Source organism: Dellaglioa sp. CoH-55-MRSF-7, from assembly GCF_056782235.1.
The window spans coordinates 1-488 of the sequence record NZ_JBXAYI010000055.1 but is presented as its reverse complement, the minus strand read 5'-3'; the positions used below and the strand labels follow the sequence as shown (position 1 = coordinate 488).

Sequence of the window (488 nt, the reverse complement as noted above, 5' to 3'; positions counted from 1 at the left end):
CCGTGTTGTAATTCTCACGACGTATCGAGCCCATACCAGACTTACCGCGTCGTGCACTTCTCGTACGTCGCGCAAACATGTTTAGGCCCGGAAGAAAATTCGAAGATCGTTACCGATGCGCTGGATGCAGATGTTATGCAGTGCAGAACACGCGAACGTGGGTCGATCCAACACACCCTTGTTTACTCGCATCTTGTAGCCCAGCTTGTTAAGAACAAGGATCGTGACTTCTGCCTCGTCTCCTATTTCCATAGGGTTGCTCTTATGGAAAAGATGATTCCGACCCATAGAATAACGGATGCGGCTAGCGCCAAGGCTGCGACGCACGTGTTCGAGTTCGTGATCTCGCTCAGTATCGAACTTGCCATCAACTTCGTAGTCAGCTTCGATCTCGGACGTGGCCAGTAGGCGTGACGCCGCCCCTTCAACTGCAAACATAACTTCTCCCGGAAAGTGTATGATTATTTTTGAGAGTGGGGCATAAGCCC

The 488-nt window shown here is 51.0% G+C and carries 1 protein-coding gene; it reads right to left on the bottom strand.

From position 1 onward, the window contains the following. Positions 1–81: 81 nt before the first annotated feature. Positions 82–488: hypothetical protein (locus AC1RPU_RS07830; RefSeq protein WP_481769617.1), on the bottom strand; the 407-nt coding region annotated here is incomplete at its 5' end.